The sequence below is a fragment of the Enterobacter sp. TCD1-1 genome (assembly GCF_020567405.1).
Taxonomy (GTDB): domain Bacteria; phylum Pseudomonadota; class Gammaproteobacteria; order Enterobacterales; family Enterobacteriaceae; genus Enterobacter; species Enterobacter quasiroggenkampii.
This window is the reverse complement of sequence record NZ_JAJCXF010000001.1, coordinates 1,128,790-1,144,983: the sequence shown is the minus strand read 5'-3', so window position 1 is coordinate 1,144,983 and position 16,194 is coordinate 1,128,790. Positions and strand designations below refer to the sequence as shown.

The following is a 16,194-nucleotide window of genomic DNA, read 5'->3' as shown; positions in this document are numbered from 1 at the left end:
CGATTACGCGGCGGTGAGCGCAAAACGGTCTGTCAGAACATGGCGGATTTCATCCTCCGCCAGCTGCCGCGTTTCAGTGCCGTTCGCCGTGATGGTTTTCAGCATATCGCCCAGTAAAATCTGGCGTCCTTCCGGGCTGTGCTGCACCACCACCCGCTTCTGCACAAAGATCGCATCCGGGTGCGTGGAGTTCAGGTAGTTGGCTGGGACGAAATCAATCCACTCCTGAGACGTGAGATCGAAGCCGTATTGTCGGGCCCATTCGCCTTCCACCTTCGCCTCGAGTAGATACTCACCCTCTGCGCTGCGGCTCAGGCGAAACGTGTCGAAATCCTGGGGGATATCCACGTCAAGCGTGTCCAGCGCCATCGGGGCGCGGATGCCGTAGCTGCCGAACCCGAGATCGCAAAGCCACTGCCTGCTTTCCACTTCAGCGATTAACGCCATATGGGTTTTTGGCCGCCGTGCCGGGTAGAACATCGGACGCGCCGCCACGAAACGGTAAGGAATACCGAGTGCCTCCAGCGCCATGGCGAAAAGCCCGTTCACCTCATAGCAGTAGCCGCCACGCCCTTTCTTTAACACCTTATCGGCAATGTCGTCTGGCGCCAGCGAGACAATTTTACCCGCCTGCACGTCCAGATTTTCAAAGGGAACGGAAAAGAGCTGATGACGCATCAGCGCATGCAGGGTGGTCGTATCGGCCGCCGCCGGTCCGGTGTAGTTTATGCGTTTGAAATACGAGGAAATGTCGAAATTATCGCTGTGCATATTGCCTCCTTGTCCTGAACATGCCGGACACTATAGATGGCGCGCATCATTGGCTGTATAGTCAGTTTTATCGAAAATTAGCCTGAACAGATACCCATGTCTGCCCCGTCCACCTCCTCACCACACTATCGCCGGATTGCTGAGAGTCTACGCCTCACGCTCTCTTCAGGAGCATTACGAGCCGGTGACCGGATGATCTCCGCGCGAAAACTGGCCGAGCGCGAGCACGTTAGCCTTCCGACAGCGCTGGAGGCCCTTCGCTGCCTTGAGGCGGAGGGGCTGATCGTTGCGCGTCCGCGTTCGGGTTACTACATTCGCCAGATCAGCCAGCCTCAGCGTACGGAGCCCGCGCGTACCCCGGCAGGCCCGGTCCCCGTCACCCTGTCCGCCGTGGCCCGGTCGCTGTTCAGCAGTGCAGAAGCCCGTCTGGTCCCGCTGGGCGCCGCCCTGCCCGATCCCGCGTGGCTGCCCGGGGAGGCGCTGCATCGGGCGTTGCACTCCGCGGGCCGTCGTCTGGACGCGCATGGGCAGAGCTACAGCCTGCCTCCGGGAAGAGCAGACTTGCGAAGTAAGATTGCCGCGCGCGCTGCACAGTGGGGGGCCCGTTTCGGCGCGGACGATCTTATTATCACCGCGGGCGCGACGCAGGCGCTGCGCCTGGCCCTGCGGGCCGTGTGTCAGCCAGGTGATGTGGTGGCGATTGAGCAGCCCGCCTACTTCGGCACGCTCCTGCTGCTGGAGGATTTAGGTCTGAAGGCCTTAGAAATCCCCACCGATCCTGCTGAAGGCCTGTTACTGGAACCGCTGGCTGACGCCATCCGCTGCCACCGTCCTGCGGCCGTTCTGGCCTCGCCTACCGTGCAAAACCCATTGGGTGCCAGCATGCCCGTCGCGCGCAAGCAGGAACTGGTTGCTCTGCTTGAAGAAGCCGGTATTCCTCTGATTGAGGACGACGTTTACGGTGACCTGGTCGGTGACGGGCAACGTCCTCCGGCCTGCAAAGCCTTCGACCAGAGCGGGAATGTGATTTACTGCAGCTCCCTGTCTAAAACGCTTGCGCCGGGGTGGCGAATCGGCTGGATTGCCGCCGGACGCTATTACACGCAGGTCTTGCAGGCCCGCATGGCCGGAGAGTGGGCAGGTACGCCGCTGCTGGAAGCCGCGACGAGCGAGATGCTGGCAAGCGGCGACTACGACCGTCACCTGCGGCGACTAAAGCGGCGGATCGCAGAGGGAATCGCCGCCGTCGTGGCGCAGGTCGGGGCCAGTTTTCCCCCCGGTACCCGCGTAAACGTCCCCGCAGCTGGCTTTCTGTTGTGGGTCGAACTTCCTCCGCAGGTCAACGCGCTGGAGGTGCATCGTCGCGCACTGGCGCGGGGTATTGGCGTCAGCCCCGGTCCCCTGTTTTCTCCTGGCGCAGAACTCACGCACTTTCTGCGGCTAAACTGTGCAAACGAACCGACGCCCCGCCTGCTCAATGCCGTGGAGCAGATTGGTGCGCTATGCCATGAGCTGGCCGCTTTCACACCAGACTCTCCAGCCACTCGGTAAATACCCGCACCTTGCGGGAGAGATGGCGGTGTGGGTAGAGCAGTGACAGTTTGCGGTCCGGCGAGCGATAGGCTGGCAAGACCTCAACCAGCAGGCCGCGGTCAATGTAAGGCTGAAGAAAGAGATTCATCCCCTGCATTACCCCGAGCCCGGCCAGGCCTGCCGCGATGTAGGCCTCGGAGTTATCCACCACCAGCTTACCGGGTAGCGCGATCTCCGCGACGCCCTCTGGCGTGGTAAACGTCCACGGCTGAATGTGCCTGCTGCTGTTGTTAATCCAGTTGATAGCCTGATGCTTGCGTAAATCCTCCAGCGTTTCTGGCGTACCGTGTTTTGCCAGCCAGGCCGGGCTGGCACAGGTCGTGATTTTAATGTTCCCGACTTTACGCGCGATATAGTCGCCAACGTCCAGCTCGCCCACCCGCAGCACGCAGTCCAGGCCATCCCGCAGCATATCCCGACGGCGGTCAGAGCTGCTCAGAATGATCTCGATCTCGGGATGCTGACGATAAAAATCAGGCAGATTGGGTATCACCCGCAGTGTTGCAAAAGAGACAGGCATATCGACTCGCAGCTGGCCGTGTATTGCACGGTCCGTACCAAACGACTCCAGTAATTCATCCGCCTGCGCCAGCAGGGGTTTACTGCGGCGATAAAACGCTTCCCCATCCGGCGTCAGGCTAATCCGACGCGTTGTGCGCTGCAGGAGCCGCGTGCCGCTGTGTTGTTCCAGAAGCTGCAGCGCTTTGGTCACTGCCGGTCGATGGACCTGCAGATTCTCTGCCGCCTGGGTAAGGCTCCCCGAGTCGACAATTTCAATAAAAATCCGAATAGATTCAAAGAGGTTTATTTGCATAAGGGATGTCTTGCCGCGAGCGGGAGAAAATGATTGTTATTGATTTTATAACAGTGATGAATTTTTTTGGCTATTTTTCCTAACAATCTTACTCTCTACACTCTTCCTCATTCAAACGTAAGGGAGAGTCTGCTATGAAAAATAACCGTATCTGTCAGATCCTGGGTATCGAAAAGCCCGTTATTCAGGGACCGTTATCCTGGCTTACTGATGCCCGTTTAGTGGCCGCGGTCAGCAATGCCGGAGGACTCGGCGTGCTGGGTCCCAACGCAGGGTTAACCGCCGATACCGCGGTCTCCACGCCGGAAGCAACCGCCGAAAAAATGCGGGAAGAAATTCGTAAAACCAAACGGCTGACCGAAAAACCCTTCGGCGTCAACCTGATCCCCACCGCCGTTAATGACGTCTGGACCGGGCCAATTCTTAAGGTGGTAAAAGAGGAAGGCGTCAGGGCCGTGGTGTACACGGGCTACGGGGAAGGCAGCATTATTCCCGCGCTGTTTAGTGAGTTAAAAGAGGCGGGTATTGCCATTATCTACCGCGACATCAATCCCACGCCGGAAAACACCCTTCTGGCTGAAGAGATGGGGGCAGACATCATCGTCGCCACCGGTTTTGACGAGGGTGGGACGCTACCCGCGACGGCGCTGGGTACCTTTTCCATCGTGCCGCTGATTGCCGACGCCGTGAAGCACGTCCCGGTGATGGCCGCGGGCGGTATTACCGATAATCGCACCGCCAGAGCGGCGCATGCATTGGGGGCGGAAGGCGTGTTTGCCGGTTCGGTGTTTATCAGTACCGAAGAAAGCCGCGTGCCGCAGGGGGTCAAAGAGAAAATTGTTGCCGCCAACGGCCTGGACCTGCTGCTTTTCCGCACCGTCCCCCACTACTATCGTTCTCTTCCCGGCAAGCTGGCGGAAAAACTGGCGGCGATGGATAAAGCGGGCGCAAGCAACGAAGCGCTGGGCAAGGCGATGGGCGGATTACGGGGTCTGCGCCTGGGCATGCTGGAAGGTAACACCGATGAAGGCTATATCGCGCTCGGCACGGGGATCGGGAATATCCGCAGCGTGAGAACCGTGGCCGAGGTTGTCGATGCATTAACGGTTGAGTAAGCCCTTAACCCTGGTACTATGGACGCTGCCCGCGTGCGGCGTCCGCAAAGCGTCTGCGGTTCTTTTTCATAGATTGAGGATTGCGCGTTCTTTAATGACAGCGTCAGGATTGGCACGTTTTACCGCTGCCAGAAAAGCCGTGAAGTTATGATTCCAGAGTGTAAGATTGTTATAAAACTGCACCTGCTTTTCATTAACACCGTCGCGGTAAATAACAATCCAGACCCGTCTGCTGTTTATCTCTGTATTCCCCGGTCTGATTTTAATGATGTTAGCCAGCGCAATTTTACGGGTGGCGTTGTTTTTAACTTCATATAAAAACTGGTCATCATAAAACCAGGTTTTACCTCCATTCCCGCCAAATATTGAGGGACTGGCAGAGATCTTTTTCATCCCGTTACGGTCTGAAATGATGCGTTTTGCCTGGCGAATGCGTCTGACCAAAAAGCTTAACAGAATGAGAAGCGCAATGAGGGGCAGAGCGACTGATATCATTTTTAGACTTTCGTGCATATCCCTGCCCCACAATACATTTATTTTAACGCGTGAGTATAACGCGCCGATCGTTGATGACAACAACCCTTACGGTCAGGGAATAATCCGCGCGGCTCTCAACTGCGCGAACCGGTGGAAAAACATCTCATCCGTCGCCTGCATTTGCGTAAAGCCCGCCCTGCGCAGCTTGCTCCCGTCACCAAACATGTCGTAGTTCCAGCTAAAGACAAAATCGGCAAACCGCCCGTCGCTCAACTGCAGAATATCCGCTTCCACCAGCCGCTCTCCGGCAAGCTCGCACCATACGCCGCGATAGTCCGTAAACAGCTGTTGAAATGACAGCCTCACCGGCGGTGCAGAGTCCAGGTCAAACCAGCGTGCGATGCGCGGCCAGAGCTCGCTCCAGCGCCAGATATCACCATTATTCACGTTGAACGCCTGATTCTGTGCCGCAGGTGACGCGGCGGCCCACAGCGTTGCCTCGGCCAGCAGCCCGGCGTCGGTATGGTCAACGATACTGTGCCAGGTCTGTTCCGAACCGGGAAAACGCAACGGTAAACCCAGCGCCTTGCACAGGGAGGCGTACAGGGCAATGCTCAGCGCAAGGTTCATGGCATTGCCCGGTACCGCACTCCCTACCACGCCCGGCCTGATGGCATTCCAGTGCCAACCTTTCCCCCGCTGAAACTGGCTGAGCCACGCAAGCTGCGCGGCGTTAAATTCGGCACCCGGTACGCCGGGATCGCTTTCGCGCGCCGGGGTTTTAAACGGCCCCAGATGCGCGCCGTAGACCTTGTACCCCTGCATCAGGCTTACCGTCTGCAAAGGTGCCGTTTTTTCGAGGATGCTGACCAGATTACGCAGCATGGTGACGTTCGGCTCAACCATGTCTTCCCAGTTCGCCGCGTTCGCCCAGGCGCTGTAAAAGAGATGGGTGGCACCGTCCAGGGAGCACAGCGCCCGGGCGCTGTCCTTTTCATCCAGCAAATCGATCTTGACCATCGGAATGCCGTCAGGATGCGACCCGGCATGGCGGCTAAGGCCGATCACCTGCCACTGATGGTGCAGGAGCGTGTTGACCATCTGTCTGCCGACAATGCCGCTGGCGCCCGCGACCAGGGCGACGTTGTGTTGCTGCCTATTATTCATGGTATTTCTCCGGAAAGGGTGACAGACGCAGTGTGATATATTATTTTTTCTGGAGATATCCCATGAAACCGATGGCACTTATAAGCAAAATCATTAAATGAATAATAAGCTCAATGCCATTTCTACTTTTCTGCGCGTCGCTGAAGCGGGCTCGTTTTCAGCGGCTGCCCGTCAGACCGGTATTAAGCAGTCCGCCGTCAGTCAACAGATCGCGGCGCTTGAGGAATCGCTGGGTGTGGTACTGCTGCACCGTACGACGCGTACGATGAAGCTGACCGAACAAGGGGAACGCTACCGGCGTGATATGCAGCTCGTGCTGGACGCCATGGGGGAAGCGGAGAGGCGTTTACATCCTGTCGATCATAGCGTTCAGGGACGCGTCCATGTCCAGTTGCCGAGCGGCCTGGGGCAGATCATTTTGCCGCATCTGCTGGCGCTACAGCGCCTGCATCCCGAACTGCAGCTGATGCTTTCTCTGGATGACCGCCTTGCCGATCTGGTGGCGGAGGGCGTGGATGTCGCGATACGGCTGAGCAGCGAGCCTCCGCAGGCGCACGCGGCTCGCGTGCTGGGGCGTATTGAAGCTGCACTGTTTGCCGCTCCCGGTTTTCAGGCGGTACACGCGGTCAGCGAACTGGCGACGCTGCCACACGTACGGTTCAGCGGCATTCCGCCGGATGCTCCCCTGCGCCTGATGTCTGACGAGGAAACGGTCGAGGTCAACGTGAATACCGTTTTCCGTGCCAACACCAGTGAGGCGCTGCTGCAGGCGCTGGAGTCAGGCATCGGTATCGGCGGCATGCAGCGACCGCTCGTGGCCAGGGCTCTGCAGGCGGGCACGCTGGTACCGGTGCTGCCCGACTGGCGGTTACCCGATCGCTTCCTCTATGCCGTTTATCCTGATGCCCGCTTTATTCCGCAGCGCGTCAGAAAGGTCGTCAGCGTGATTGAGCAATTACTGCCTGAGATCGCGACCCACAACGCCACAAAATAACCGCCTTTTACCTCGCCACCGGTAAATCCGCGTACCGCGTCGTATAGGCCGGTGACAACATCTCTCGCTTCATCGCCCACGGTTTCTCAATCCCCTGCCCGGCGAACCATATCTTCCCTTTGCCGGAGTGATTGACGCTGTCGATCATCTCCATCAGCGCCGCGCTGTTGGCGCGCAGGCGATTGTCGTCAAACAGATTAAGCTGAGCGACACCGCTGCTGAAAAAGTCCGCCAGCATGACCCCGGCCTTCATATAGCGATACCCGTCGAGCCATCGTAGAACTTATCCTTTGTTATCTTTTCTGTTTTCAGGCGATATAATGCCTGTTAAACAAACAATGTTGGGTGAACTGCATGAGAGGACCATCCCGAATGGAAGCACTGATGCCGGTATTCAGTGCTGACGATGATCAGGACGAACAGATACGTATCGCCTATGAACCGCTGACGCCTTCGGTCATTAAGGACGAAAAGGCGCAAAGCTATATCGAAGCCCTTAATTTTGCCTGTTCTCGTCCTGATATCAGAAATATTGCCGTTACTGGCCCCTATGGGGCAGGTAAAAGCTCGGTATTACTGACGTGGGAGAAAGCGGAAAATAATAACTTCCGGATTATGACCGTTTCTCTGGCTGATTTTGAAATGCAGCAGGCATCATCAGCGGATGCCGGGGCGGGGGATGGCAAGGGCAACGGAGATACAGCTGATAAAAAAACGGCTAAAGCTGAAGAGAAAACAATTGAGTACAGCATCCTGCAACAGCTGCTCTATAAAGAGAAAAAAAGTGTGTTGCCCTATTCCCGTCTGGAGCGTATTTCCGACGTCAGCGCGCGTCAGATAGCCATGATGGCCGCCAGCTTGTTGCTCATTCTGGCGTTGACGGCCACGGGCCTGCTTTTTCTTTTTCCTGATTACATCCGTGCGAAGCTGTCTTTTCCGAAAGACCTGAGTCAGTTTATCCTGGCTTTGCCTGTACTCATCAGGGTTGGTGGCGCTGGGATGTTTCTTTTTTCTGCCTTATTCTTTGCTCTAAAAAAACTGCACCGTACAGGGATTTTTGACCGCCGCGTCAGTATTGATAAAGTTGATGTCCTGAAAGGGGCGATTTCTACCCGCGCCACAACCCCCTCTCTTCTCAATGTGTACATTGATGAAATTGTCTACTTCTTCGAACAGACGCAATACAATGTGGTCATATTTGAAGATCTTGACCGTCATAACGACGGAGCCATCTTTATCAAACTTCGTGAAATAAACCAGCTTATCAATAATTGTCTCCCCGCTGACAGGCCGGTGAGATTTATTTATGCGGTAAGAGATAATCTTTTCAGCACGCCAGAATCCCGAACAAAATTTTTTGATTTTGTCATGCCAGTGATCCCAGTAATGGATACGGAAAACGCATCCGAACATTTTTTTGAGAAGTTTACATCAGATGAACTGCAGGAAGAGGGATTCAGAGACTGCCTTGCTAGACTGGCACTTTTTATTCCTGACATGCGCGTGATGCACAATATTGCCAATGAATTCCGTCTTTACAGGAATATCGTGAATAACGGAGAAGATCTTAAGCGACTGATTGCACTTCTGGCCTATAAAAATCTTTGCGCTGAAGATTATCACAGGATAGACCAGAAAAACGGTTTACTGTACTCCATCGTTGCCGAATACACATCAGGAAAATTAAGAGAAACGTATTGTACTGAACTTAACGCAAGGATGATAAAGTATCAGCATGAACTTGACGTTTTACATAATGAAAAAGCATTACAGGAACCTGAAGTAAGAAGGGAAATTCTGCACGCTTATATTAATGAAAAAACAGCACCTGCTTTGTACATACTGGCCGAAAATGGTGCCCAGTATCAACTGGAAATGGTCACCGACGATGAAAATGCTTTCTATACTATGCTGAGCGGTACCTCTGTTCATTTCAGAACAAGACGCTATAATCAAGATATTGCAACAATTGACAAAACAACCATCGATAATTTAAAGAAACAATATGAAGAGAGAAAAACGATTCTCCGAAAAAAAATAGATGGGGGGCTCGCTCGTTTAGAGGAAAAAATCAAAACTGTCAGTTATGAGATTCAAAATGCCTTCTCATATCCTCTTGCATTTTTCATCAACAAAATGGGAAGAACAGATTTTGGGCTGTGGGCCAAGGAATGTATTTCATCTGATCAAGACGGCAATACGGCATTGCCTGATAACGCAGGACAAATCGATTTCCTTTATTTTCTGTTATCCCATGGTTACCTTTCGACTGACTATATGGCCTACCGCTCAGTGTTTATACCGGGTAGCCTGAGTACGGATGACAATAACTTTATCCGGGCTGTGACGGCGGGAAGAACGCCTGATGAAACGGCAGGAATGCCCCTCAGCAGTGTTGCTAACACCGTGGCAAAATTACGCGGACTGGGCATGCTTATGCATGACAATGCATGGCATTCACAGGTATTAAAGTATCTTATGTACAATGACACGGTTTCGCTGAAAACAATCATGGGAATGCAGGTGGAAGCAGGGGCAGAAGAGCGTATGGTACGACTGACCAGTCAGACCTTCCCCAACTGGGAAACTGCCGTGCGGCGGACTTACATTCAGTTAATGGTTGCGGGAAATGCTCACCTGCCCACATTTATCCATCAGGTCCGGCGCCTGAATGATACCGCTGCTGAACATACTCTGCTCCCGTTATTATTGTCCTTACCAGCGCTGCCCTGGAACTCAGTTTCGGAAGGACATCGGAAGGAATTGCAGCTGCTCATCGATTCGCAATTCAATCTCATCACGTCCTTGCCGGAAAGTTGTGAACAGTTTTTCTGTGAAAATCTGCGTAATTCAGGCTGTCGTCTGACTCATATTCCTCTGGTTCAGAGCACCTCCGGAAAGAAAACCCTGCAGTCGGTGGCACAGGAAAGATTGTGGTTCTATTCCACATTCAACCTGCAAAATCTCTGTTTATCACTTACACATGATGTAGAAAACGGCATTGAAATCTTCCGTAAGAAACCGATGGCAACGATAAGGTCGCTTCGTATTTCTGATGTTGAAGCATATGTTTATGAACATCTGCCATTGTTTGTTCGTGAAATCTTTATTCATTCAGAAGAAAATGAACTTATTCCTGAAGTCCTTAATTCGACATCGATTGACTGGGATGATTCACAATACCTGATAACAAGGATGCAGTTTGCGCTGGAAGATATAACGGTTATCTTGAACAAGGAAAATAACGACAGCACAAATATCAGCCATGTTCATAACCTGCACTCGCTCTTGGTTGAAAATAATCGCATCGTTCCATCATGGAACAATATCGCTTCCTTGCTTGATGTCGACACTAAAGTATCTGATGTCATTCTTTGTGAATGGCTCAATAAAAATCACAGCAAATTGAATGCCGGGTTAGTATGTTTGTCTGTTCCTGTTTTCTCGCAGTTAATCAACAAAGTTATTTCGTCTTCGCATATCAGTAAAGAAGCTCTAGCTTCCGTTATAGAAGCTTTAAAAATAAATCTCGTTACCGTTCCTGAGAATATTCCGCTGAATAATGCGGAAATACTGATCGGGCAGCAATGGCTGGCACCAACCAGAACTGTGTTTGAACAACTTTATCAGGCACTATACGAAGAAGGTGACAAACTTACACCACTACTTTACGCGCTGATCTGTGCCCGTCCTGAATTAGTGAGTGAGAATTACGAGCTTGTTTTGTATGCTGATGACCAGTTTGATCGGGGAATTACCCGTTTAATTCTGAATGGCGGTAAGATTGCAGACGAAGTCTGTATCAGTATCCTGAACTGGCTCTGGAAAAAAGATGAAGCCCTGCTCTCTGAGGGACCACTTCTCAGCCAGCAAGCCCTGATCAGGTTCTCCACGAAACTGACCGATGATCGGCAGAAGCAGGCACTGCTGATGCAGTGCCTTAAAAATGACGGGGGGGCGCGCAAGTTCATCAGACTAGTGCTAATGACGTTCGGGCATCAGGATTATGCTTCTTTCCTCACAGAGAGGAGTTACCGTAGCATTCCTTGGACTGAAGCCATGTGGCAACTTGCCGTCCAGCTGGGAAAAAGTGGATTTATCAGGCCGCCGAAACTCACGCATGGGAATACACGTATTCGTATAGAGCCGTTCAGTAACGATGAAAAGGAATATGTGTAACATCGCTGAATGACTGTCAGGCCACCGGATGGTGGCCTGACTACATTAGCATCCGGTCTTCAAGTATCAGACCAGGTACCCGCTCAAAATCTCTCACATTATTGGTCACCAACACGGCGGCGATGGCTTGTCCGGTAATCGCCACGTCGTTCGGGCTAATCGGCGTCCCGGCCATGGCCAAGGCTGCCATGGTCTCTATGTCGCATCCACCGCAGCGCCGTCCCAGAGCAGAGCCGAAGGTCTGTCCAAGAATGATACGCCGGTACAGATCCCATAAGGTGGCCTCCGGATCGACGATCCGCTTTTTATTAAAACTCGATCAAGCTGGTTAAGCATCATCGTTCCCCTTGATCTTTGCTACCGCCCTACAATACTGTATATAAACACAGTAATCATTAACGGTGATCATCATGCAGTTTTTCACGCCTACCGAGCTACGCCAGATAATGGCTTTTCCCATGTTCAATGACCTTGTTCCTTGCGGTTTTCCTAGTCCTGCACAGGACTATGTTGAGCGTCGTATCGACCTGAACGAACTTATGGTCCAGCACCCAAGTGCGACCTATTTCGTCAAATCTAGCGGCGACTCAATGATTGAAGCCGGAATTGGCGAAGGCGATTTGCTGGTTGTAGACAGCTCCCGGAAGGCCGAACATGGCAGCATTATCATTGCTACCGTTGACGGTGAGTTCACCGTTAAACGCCTGCAGTTGCACCCTATTGTTATGCTCAAGCCTGAAAATCCCGCTTACAAGCCCATACTGATCGGGAGCGAAGACAATCTTGAGGTTTTCGGTGTAGTAACCTATATCGTGAAATCAGCGAGATGACCATGTTTGCACTATGTGATGTGAACTCTTTCTATGCTTCCTGCGAAACCGTTTTTCGCCCGGACCTAAAGGGCCGACCCGTGGTCGTTTTGTCAAATAACGATGGCTGCGTTATTGCTCGTTCTATAGAAGCAAAACCCTTTGTAAAAATGGGCGAGCCCTATTTTAAACAAAAGGATCTCTTCAGGCGGCACGGTGTGGTGTGCTTCAGCAGCAACTATGAACTCTACGCCGATATGTCCAACCGGGTGATGACCACGCTGGAAGAGATGTCTCCTCGCTGTGAAATATACTCAATTGACGAACTATTTTGTGACCTAACCGGTGTTCAAAACTGTCGCGATCTTTCGGAGTTTGGACGTGAAATTAGAGAAACTGTACTACAACGTACGCATCTGACAGTAGGCGTCGGTATTGCACAGACAAAAACCCTGGCCAAACTGGCAAATCATGCGGCAAAGCGATGGCAGCGGCAGACGGGAGGCGTCGTTGATTTGTCAAATAAGGACCGCCAGAGAAAACTGATGGCAGTCCTGCCGGTCGACGAGGTCTGGGGAGTGGGCCGACGGATTACAAAAAATCTTGAAGCTATGGGTATCAAAACGGTATTGCAGCTGGCGGACTCCGATATTCGGTTCATCAGAAAGCATTTTAATGTTGTGCTGGAGAGAACGGTCCGCGAATTGCGGGGAGAACCGTGCCTTGAGCTGGAAGAATTTACACCGGTAAAGCAGGAAATCATCTGTTCTCGTTCGTTCGGCGGGCGCATCACCGGATATGAAGAGATGCGTCAGGCAATCTGTAGCTATGCGACCCGGGCCGCAGAGAAATTGCGTAATCAGCACCAGTACTGCCGATTTATATCAGCATTTGTTAAAACCTCCCCCTTCGCGCCTGACGAACCGTATTATGGTAATAGCGCTTCGGTAAAACTGCTCACACCGACCCAAGACAGCAGAGATATCATCGAGGCGGCCATACGCTGTCTGGATGTTATCTGGAGAAACGGGCACCGGTATCAGAAAGCGGGCGTCATGCTGGGCGATTTTTATAGCCAAGGCGTCGCACAATTTAATCTGTTTGACGACAATACACCAAGGAAAAATAGCCAAAAGTTAATGGATGTATTAGATCATCTGAACGCTGAAAATGGCCGTGGAACGCTCTACTTCGCGGGACAAGGTATCCAGCAACAATGGCAGATGAAACGGGAAATGCTCTCACCTCGATACACAACACGATTTGCTGATCTACCCACTGTTAAGTAGTTTGGATGATAAGAAAAGAGAGTGTCCACAATGCCTTTCCCGCCAGATACTGAGATGGATGACAAATCCCGCCATGAGTAATGTAGCGGCCTTTCTTGCCGGGTGACGCTACGCTTACCAGGCCTACAATCCGTATGGATATCAATACATTGCACAGTACATTCTAGGCTCATGCAGGCGTAACGTCGATGGTCGATGCACACAAAACACACACTGTGTATACATATACAGCATTAACGCGTTGAAGTGTCAGAAGATTTAAAACGCGCAAAGCCCGGAAGCGCATGTCGGGCTTTGCGCCTGTGACGATCAGTCCATCAGCGTATTCAATGTTTCCAGTGCGTCAGGCGGCAGCTGCAGTTCCCCCGCCGCGAGGTTTTGCCGCAGATGCGCCACGGAAGAGGTGCCCGGGATCAGCAGAATATTCGGGGAACGCTGCAGCAGCCATGCCAGCGCAACCTGCATTGCCGTGACGCCCAGTGAATCCGCCACAGCCTTCAGCCCGGACGATTGCAGCGGCGTAAAGCCGCCCAGTGGGAAGAACGGCACATACGCAATCCCCTGCTGCGCGAGCAGATCCACCAGCGCATCATCGCCCCGGTTCACAATGTTGTACATGTTCTGCACGCACACCACCGGCACCATCTTCTGCGCTTCCGCGACCTGGGTGGCCGTGACGTTGCTCAGGCCAATATGCCGCACCAGCCCCTGCTGCTGTAATTCTGCCAGGGTGGAGAGCGGTTCAGCAATCGACCCTTCCGCTGGCCCGTGCGCGCTAAACATGATCCGCAGGTTCACCACGTCCAGCACGTCCAGCTGCAGATTACGCAGGTTGTCATGCACCGCCTGCGTCAGCTCCTGCGCGGAAAAGGCCGGCAGCCAGGCGCCTTTGTCGTTGCGACGGGCACCAATCTTGGTGACGATCGTCAGATCGTCCCGATAAGGATGAAGCGCCTCGCGGATCAGCTGGTTGGTGACATGAGGGCCATAAAAATCACTGGTATCAATGTGGTTCACCCCCGCCGCCACGGCCTCGCGTAACACGTCCAGCGCGGCCTGCTTATCCTTCGGCGGCCCAAAGACGCCCGGCCCGGCCAGCTGCATCGCGCCGTAGCCCAACCGTTTCACCGTCCGCGTCCCAAGCGCGTATGTCCCGCTTTTATCAATGCTGCTCATGTTGACCTTCCTCATAAAAATGATCCGGATTTACAACAGGTTCCCTCTGGGAGCCTTTAGTTAAGCGCGAGTTAATTAAAGTTTACATTCTCTACGACGATAGTAATGAAGTAACCCTGCATCTTCTCTAACGGACGACCGCTATGCTGAAAAATCTGCACGTGATTACCGGTATTATCTTTGCCCTCACCATATTCTGTCTGCTGCAAGTTGTCACGGGAGGGTTGTTCTACTCTGCCGTCAGCAACGATCGCCATAACTTCCAGAACTCCGGCGTGCTCAACGCCCAGCAGGAAAGCCTGAGCGACAGCGTGAACACGCTGGTGAAAACGCGCGTCACCGTCACCCGCGTGGCGATCCGCTACCTGAAAAACCAGCGTGACCCGGCTTCCCTTGCGGCGATCAATAAACTGCTGGGCACCGCAAGCGACTCGCTGGCAAAAGCCGAAGCCTATAACAAAGAGTGGCAGAAACTGCCGCAGGTTAAGGGCCAGGAGGCGGCATTGACCGACGAGATGCAGAAATCCTGGAACCAGATGCACGAAGTCATGCGTTTATCGATTGAGTATCTGCGCGCCGATAACTATCAGGCCTATGGCGATCTGGACGCGCAGCAGGCGCAGGACGATATGGAAGCGGTCTATAACCGCTGGCGCGCCGAAAACAACACCCTGCTGAAGGCCGCAACCGAAGAGAACCAGAGCAGCTTTACGCAGATGCAGTGGACGCTGGCGGCAATTCTGCTGGCCGTTATCGCGGTTCTGGTGGTCATCTGGCAGGGTTTACAGCACCTGCTGTTAAAACCACTCCACTCCATTATGAACCATATTCGCGCCATTGCAGGGGGCGACCTGACGCAGGATATCGCTATCTCGGGCCGCAATGAGATGGGTCAACTGGCCGCGGGCCTGCATGAGATGCAGCAGTCGCTGGTAACCACCGTCAGCGCCGTGCGCGGAAGCACCGATTCCATCTACACCGGCGCAGGCGAAATTGCCGCAGGAAGTAACGATCTTTCCGCCCGCACCGAGCAGCAGGCCGCCTCGCTCGAAGAGACCGCCGCCAGCATGGAAGAGCTGACCGCGACGGTTAAACAGAACTCCGATAACGCCCGTCAGGCCACGCTGCTGGCGAAAAACGCCTCTGAAACGGCCGCGCGCGGCGGTCACGTCGTGGATAACGTGGTTCGCACCATGAACGAAATCGCCGACAGTTCGCAGCAAATTGCGCATATTACCAGCGTGATCGACAGCATTGCGTTCCAGACCAACATTCTGGCGCTAAACGCCGCGGTGGAAGCGGCACGCGCCGGGGAACAGGGGCGTGGCTTTGCGGTTGTCGCAGGCGAGGTCCGTACGCTAGCGAGCCGCAGCGCGCAGGCGGCGAAAGAGATCAAAGGGCTTATCGAAAACTCCGTCAGCCGGGTGAATACCGGTTCGGAGCAGGTTAGCGAGGCCGGCACCACCATGAAGGAAATCGTCGCCGCCGTTACCCGCGTGACCGATATCATGGGCGAGATTTCCTCTGCCTCTGACGAGCAGAGCCGCGGCATTGAACAGGTGAGCCTGGCCGTTTCGCAGATGGACAGCGTGACGCAGCAAAACGCCGCGCTGGTGCAGGAGTCCGCCACGGCGGCAGCGGCGCTGGAGGATCAGTCCGAACAACTGCGCCAGGCGGTAGCCGCGTTCCGTCTCAACGGAAAAGAAAAAGCGGTCACCCCGCGCCCGGCCAGCGTGAAGACGCCCCAGCTGTTGCGCCCGGCAACCGCAAACGCCGCCACCGACAGCAACTGGGAAACCTTCTGAGTTTC

12 protein-coding genes and 2 pseudogenes are annotated in these 16,194 nt (G+C 53.8%); 7 read left to right on the top strand and 7 right to left on the bottom strand.

Annotated features, from left to right (window positions below; translation table 11 throughout):
- Positions 1-3: 3 nt before the first annotated feature.
- Entirely contained in the window at positions 4-771 is a 768-nt protein-coding gene (locus LJA86_RS05565; protein WP_229225760.1) for an arylamine N-acetyltransferase family protein, read from the bottom strand.
- A 96-nt stretch (positions 772-867) separates the two neighbouring features.
- Here LJA86_RS05565 and LJA86_RS05560 point away from each other — a divergent pair, with 96 nt between their 5' ends.
- Complete coding sequence (locus LJA86_RS05560) at positions 868-2,322, top strand: PLP-dependent aminotransferase family protein (protein ID WP_229225759.1); 1,455 nt, start codon at positions 868-870, stop codon at positions 2,320-2,322.
- On the opposite strand, the gene LJA86_RS05555 is transcribed toward LJA86_RS05560, so the two are convergent.
- On the bottom strand, positions 2,294-3,178 hold the full coding sequence (locus LJA86_RS05555) for a LysR family transcriptional regulator (protein ID WP_229225758.1): 885 nt from the start codon (positions 3,176-3,178) through the stop codon (positions 2,294-2,296). The two genes, LJA86_RS05560 and LJA86_RS05555, sit on opposite strands and share 29 nt — an antisense overlap.
- Positions 3,179-3,312: 134 nt before the next feature.
- Here LJA86_RS05555 and LJA86_RS05550 point away from each other — a divergent pair, with 134 nt between their 5' ends.
- Positions 3,313-4,293, top strand: coding sequence for an NAD(P)H-dependent flavin oxidoreductase (locus LJA86_RS05550; protein ID WP_126288094.1), 981 nt, complete (start codon positions 3,313-3,315; stop codon positions 4,291-4,293).
- A gap of 66 nt (positions 4,294-4,359) precedes the next feature.
- On the opposite strand, the gene LJA86_RS05545 is transcribed toward LJA86_RS05550, so the two are convergent.
- Positions 4,360-4,806, bottom strand: a complete 447-nt coding sequence (locus LJA86_RS05545; RefSeq protein WP_229225757.1) for a hypothetical protein — start codon at positions 4,804-4,806, stop codon at positions 4,360-4,362.
- A 75-nt stretch (positions 4,807-4,881) separates the two neighbouring features.
- Positions 4,882-5,937, bottom strand: a complete 1,056-nt coding sequence (locus tag LJA86_RS05540) for an SDR family oxidoreductase (RefSeq protein WP_229225756.1) — start codon at positions 5,935-5,937, stop codon at positions 4,882-4,884.
- 97 nt (positions 5,938-6,034) lie between these two features.
- Here LJA86_RS05540 and LJA86_RS05535 point away from each other — a divergent pair, with 97 nt between their 5' ends.
- Positions 6,035-6,931: a LysR family transcriptional regulator gene (locus tag LJA86_RS05535; RefSeq protein WP_048222843.1), complete on the top strand. Its 897-nt coding sequence runs from the start codon at positions 6,035-6,037 to the stop codon at positions 6,929-6,931.
- 7 nt (positions 6,932-6,938) lie between these two features.
- Here the strand turns inward: LJA86_RS05535 and LJA86_RS05530 are convergent.
- Positions 6,939-7,205 (bottom strand): annotated as a pseudogene (locus tag LJA86_RS05530) (DUF4113 domain-containing protein); the annotation flags it as partial.
- Between the two features lie 98 nt (positions 7,206-7,303).
- On the opposite strand from LJA86_RS05530, the gene LJA86_RS05525 reads away from it, so the two are divergent.
- Positions 7,304-11,110 (top strand): pcar, encoded by a 3,807-nt coding sequence (locus tag LJA86_RS05525; RefSeq protein ID WP_229225755.1) that lies wholly within the window; start codon positions 7,304-7,306, stop codon positions 11,108-11,110.
- Positions 11,111-11,150: 40 nt separating this feature from the next.
- Here LJA86_RS05525 and LJA86_RS05520 read toward each other — a convergent pair.
- A pseudogene (locus LJA86_RS05520) lies at positions 11,151-11,347 on the bottom strand (VapC toxin family PIN domain ribonuclease); the annotation flags it as partial.
- Positions 11,348-11,520: 173 nt separating this feature from the next.
- Here LJA86_RS05520 and LJA86_RS05515 point away from each other — a divergent pair.
- Positions 11,521-11,940 (top strand): translesion error-prone DNA polymerase V autoproteolytic subunit, encoded by a 420-nt coding sequence (locus LJA86_RS05515; RefSeq protein WP_229225754.1) that lies wholly within the window; start codon positions 11,521-11,523, stop codon positions 11,938-11,940.
- A 2-nt stretch (positions 11,941-11,942) separates the two neighbouring features.
- Positions 11,943-13,208, top strand: a complete 1,266-nt coding sequence (locus LJA86_RS05510; RefSeq protein WP_229226249.1) for a Y-family DNA polymerase — start codon at positions 11,943-11,945, stop codon at positions 13,206-13,208.
- A gap of 309 nt (positions 13,209-13,517) precedes the next feature.
- Here the strand turns inward: LJA86_RS05510 and LJA86_RS05505 are convergent, their stop codons facing one another.
- Positions 13,518-14,384 carry an aldo/keto reductase family oxidoreductase gene (locus LJA86_RS05505; RefSeq protein WP_039025407.1) on the bottom strand — a complete coding sequence of 289 codons (867 nt, stop codon included), beginning with the start codon at positions 14,382-14,384 and terminating at the stop codon, positions 13,518-13,520.
- A gap of 143 nt (positions 14,385-14,527) precedes the next feature.
- On the opposite strand from LJA86_RS05505, the gene tcp reads away from it, so the two are divergent.
- Entirely contained in the window at positions 14,528-16,189 is a 1,662-nt protein-coding gene (tcp, locus tag LJA86_RS05500) for a methyl-accepting chemotaxis citrate transducer (RefSeq protein WP_048030711.1), read from the top strand.
- Positions 16,190-16,194 lie beyond the last annotated feature (5 nt).

What these genes read in the sequence shown, in the direction of transcription:
- LJA86_RS05505 (WP_039025407.1), bottom strand. Translation starts at nt 14,384, where the DNA reads ATGAGCAGCATTGATAAAAGCGGGACATACGCGCTTGGGACGCGGACG.
- LJA86_RS05510 (WP_229226249.1), top strand. Translation starts at nt 11,943, where the DNA reads ATGTTTGCACTATGTGATGTGAACTCTTTCTATGCTTCCTGCGAAACC.
- tcp (WP_048030711.1), top strand. Translation starts at nt 14,528, where the DNA reads ATGCTGAAAAATCTGCACGTGATTACCGGTATTATCTTTGCCCTCACC.
- LJA86_RS05565 (WP_229225760.1), bottom strand. Translation starts at nt 771, where the DNA reads ATGCACAGCGATAATTTCGACATTTCCTCGTATTTCAAACGCATAAAC.
- LJA86_RS05540 (WP_229225756.1), bottom strand. Translation starts at nt 5,937, where the DNA reads ATGAATAATAGGCAGCAACACAACGTCGCCCTGGTCGCGGGCGCCAGC.
- LJA86_RS05545 (WP_229225757.1), bottom strand. Translation starts at nt 4,806, where the DNA reads ATGCACGAAAGTCTAAAAATGATATCAGTCGCTCTGCCCCTCATTGCG.
- LJA86_RS05535 (WP_048222843.1), top strand. Translation starts at nt 6,035, where the DNA reads ATGAATAATAAGCTCAATGCCATTTCTACTTTTCTGCGCGTCGCTGAA.
- LJA86_RS05555 (WP_229225758.1), bottom strand. Translation starts at nt 3,178, where the DNA reads ATGCAAATAAACCTCTTTGAATCTATTCGGATTTTTATTGAAATTGTC.
- LJA86_RS05550 (WP_126288094.1), top strand. Translation starts at nt 3,313, where the DNA reads ATGAAAAATAACCGTATCTGTCAGATCCTGGGTATCGAAAAGCCCGTT.
- LJA86_RS05560 (WP_229225759.1), top strand. Translation starts at nt 868, where the DNA reads ATGTCTGCCCCGTCCACCTCCTCACCACACTATCGCCGGATTGCTGAG.
- LJA86_RS05525 (WP_229225755.1), top strand. Translation starts at nt 7,304, where the DNA reads ATGGAAGCACTGATGCCGGTATTCAGTGCTGACGATGATCAGGACGAA.
- LJA86_RS05515 (WP_229225754.1), top strand. Translation starts at nt 11,521, where the DNA reads ATGCAGTTTTTCACGCCTACCGAGCTACGCCAGATAATGGCTTTTCCC.